The sequence below is a fragment of the Bradyrhizobium sp. NAS96.2 genome (genome assembly GCF_001908235.1).
Taxonomy (GTDB): Bacteria; Pseudomonadota; Alphaproteobacteria; order Rhizobiales; family Xanthobacteraceae; genus Bradyrhizobium.
The window spans coordinates 1-3018 of record NZ_LGHK01000328.1 but is presented as its reverse complement, the minus strand read 5'-3'; the positions used below and the strand labels follow the sequence as shown (position 1 = coordinate 3018).

Below are 3018 nucleotides of genomic sequence, written 5' to 3'. Positions count from 1 at the left end.
GCCATGCATGCTGACCTCCGGCCCAGCACACAGGGTGAATCAGATTTTGCAATCGATGGGAATCCCCCTCGATTCAATTCGGTCAGATTTTGCTCTAGAGCCCTTTCCCTACCCACTTCGCTCAACAACGTTCTAGATCCGCGCGCCGCATAGTCCGCTCATGATCGCAATCGCGATCAGCCCGCCGGTCGCGAGCCCGGTTGCCCAGATCCGGTTGGCAATGGTGGTGGCGACGCCGTGTGCGATCAGGACGCCGCGCAGTCCTGAAGCCAGATGGCCGAGGACGAAGAACACGCCGAGCGCGTAGTGCGGCACCAAGCGAATGCTCCAGGCGTCATGGATCAGGCCGGTCGGTGCGCCCGAGGCCCAGTCCCAATTGGTGTCGATGTGGTGCACGGCGCGCGCCGAGACGAATGCTGAATTCAGATGGGTGACGATGAATGCCGCGAGGTAGGTGCCCGAGCCGATCTGAAACACACGATACGCATCCGCCGGCAGCGCGCTCCAGCGCCAGGCGAGCCGCACGCCGACGGCGACCTGGAAAAGCATCAGGCCGACGAGGACCGGTTCGATCACGGACGAGCGGTAGACCGTGCGTCCGATCCTCATCACGGCACCATGAACGTCGGGTCCGAGCAGGCCCAGCAGATGATTGGTGAGATGAAACGTGACGTAGAGCAGAATCACCGCCGCCGCGATGCCATGCGTGACGCGCCATCTGGCAATGGACGGAGCACTCGCGGTTGATCTCGCCGGCCGCTCCTGCTCGCCGCCGAGCAGCACGTAGAGAGACGCGACGAGCCAGCCCGCGACCCACACGAGCTCGTCGCTGACATGGATGTGCAGCAGTCCGAGACCGACGCCAGTCAGCACGAACAATGGCGGCGCACCGACACTGATGTAAGCAAGTCGCCGGGCGCGCAATTCGAACGATGAAGACGCGGCCTTGGTCATCCAATAGGCGCAGGCCAGACCTAGCAAGGGCGCGGCCGTCGCGGCCAGCAGGCAGAGCGCCGCCAGCACCAGCCGGCCGGGCGAGAGCTGACCGCTCGCGGGAGAGACCGCGATGTGAAATGCATCGAGCAGGAACGGATAAGCCATCGCTCCAGCCGCCGGGACCATCGAACGGAGCTTTTCGGCGGCCGTATTTGCCAGGCCATCGGCGCCGGGCCGGACGCCACCTTGTTCAAATGCACTCACTGAGTTTCTCCGGAGTTCAAGCATCGTGAAGGAGAAGGCCAGACCGACGAATCTATTCCCAAGGTCATCTCCCAGGTCATCGTCGGAGGCGCGGCATACAAACCTGTGCTGTCGACGCTGGCGCGCACGGGCGAAGGGCGTTGTGCTGAGATCATGTCTCAAGGCCATAACCTACGGTGATACGGCCCCACCGATAGGACCAGGTTCCAACAATCCGACCGGACTAAACCCGTTGGCAGCGGATGTCTTGATGGCGTGATGCATCTCACAAAGTCCGTCGCTCGACATCGCTAGTCTCCCGGCCACCCACGGGAGAACAACAATGCGCAAACTCATCCTGATCATGGCGATGGTCTTGGTGTCCGCTTCCGCACAGGCCGGCGAACGAAGCCTGTCGTTGGGCGGGGCAGCGTCGCTACCGGCAGCCGCATCGAGTTCGGTCAAAACGGTGGGTAAGGCTGCCGATGCGCCGGTGACATCAGCCGTCGAAGCGCCACCGCAGCCGCCGGAGGCGCCAAAATATGTCGAGCGGGCAGCGCCGGCCGCTGCACCGGCACCGCAGCCGCAAGCTCAGCCGACCGTGCAGCAGCCGCCAGCGCAGCAGGCCAACGTCCAGCCGTCAGCGGCATCGGACGCAAGGCTGACACCGGATCGGCCCGCGACCGCGCACCGGCCGCGCCATCGCAGCCACGAACGGCGCTGGACCGAGAGCCGCATCATCGGCGAGCTGCATCGTCACGGAATCTATTGGTAGCCGCGTGTTCGGTTTCGTCATGCCCGGCAAGCGCGCGACGGCGCGTCTTGTCGAGCGCCGGCACCGCCAGCTCCTTTGCATGGGGTTGTTTTCGATATTTTGGCAGCGCGCCTCTGCGGTAGGGAACTTCGCCGCCGGCGCCCGCAGTGATTTGCTGGTCGTCGACGTCGACACCGCAAACGAAAGCGCCCCTGGATCCGATCCAGGGGCGCATTGCGTTGAGCGTGTTCGGCGTGTTTGCGGCGTTACTCGGCGACCGTCTGCACGACGTTGCCGATCGGCCGGCCCGATGCGACCGGCTTCTCGGTCTTTGCCATCATCGCGTCGTATTCGGGCAGCGTCTCGATCTGGGTCTTGGCCTTCATCCAGACCACCTTGTAGCCGCCGGCCTTCAGCTTGCGCAGCAGCGTCGGCAGCGCCTGCGCGGTGTGCTTCTGCAAATCGTGCATCAGGATGATGCCCTTGTGCTCCTTGTCGAGCTTGGTCATCACGTTGTTGATCACCTCATCCGAGCTCTTGGACTTGAAGTCGTTGGAGTCGACGTCGACCGAGAACATCGCAATGTTGCGCGTGCCGAGATAGGCTGTGGTCGCCGGCGTGTGCGCCAGTGCCGGGAAGCGGAAGAACGGCGCGGGGTTAGCCCCCAGCGCCAGCTTCACCGCGCTAAAGCCCTTCTCGATCTCGTCCTTGGCCTGCTGCTCGGTGAGCTTCTTGCTCGCCAGATGCGCATGCGACCAGGTGTGGGCGCCGATGGTGTGGCCGGCGGCGGCGACCTGGCGGAGGATATCAGGGTGGTAGGTGGTGTGCAGGCCGATCGGGAAGAACACCGCCTTGGTGCACTCATCCGCCAGCGCCTTGAGCACGGCGGGCGTGGTCGGCCACGGACCGTCGTCGAAGGTCAGCACGACCTCATGGTCAGTCAGGAAGTCATATTGCTTGTACTGCAGGAAGCCGAAGCCCGGGCCGCCCGTGGTGTCGACCACGACGGTGCGGCTGATGCCGAGCCCATCGGGATTGGCGCATTTCGGCGCGGCCGCGACGGGGGGCCTGCACCGGAGCCGGCG

3 protein-coding genes are annotated in these 3018 nt (G+C 64.4%); 1 reads left to right on the top strand and 2 read right to left on the bottom strand.

Features of this window, described 5'->3' with window-relative positions; genetic code table 11:
- Positions 1-132: 132 nt before the first annotated feature.
- Positions 133-1200, bottom strand: coding sequence for a hypothetical protein (locus AC628_RS40850; RefSeq protein ID WP_245321597.1), 1068 nt, complete (start codon positions 1198-1200; stop codon positions 133-135).
- A 322-nt stretch (positions 1201-1522) separates the two neighbouring features.
- On the opposite strand from AC628_RS40850, the gene AC628_RS40845 reads away from it, so the two are divergent.
- On the top strand, positions 1523-1954 hold the full coding sequence (locus AC628_RS40845; RefSeq protein WP_074132461.1) for a hypothetical protein: 432 nt from the start codon (positions 1523-1525) through the stop codon (positions 1952-1954).
- A 245-nt stretch (positions 1955-2199) separates the two neighbouring features.
- Here the strand turns inward: AC628_RS40845 and AC628_RS40840 are convergent.
- The coding region (locus AC628_RS40840) for a polysaccharide deacetylase family protein (protein ID WP_074132459.1) at positions 2200-3018 on the bottom strand (819 nt) is incomplete at its 5' end.

Excerpts from the sequence above, each read along its gene's own strand:
- AC628_RS40845 (WP_074132461.1), top strand. The coding sequence starts at position 1,523 with ATGCGCAAACTCATCCTGATCATGGCGATGGTCTTGGTGTCCGCTTCC.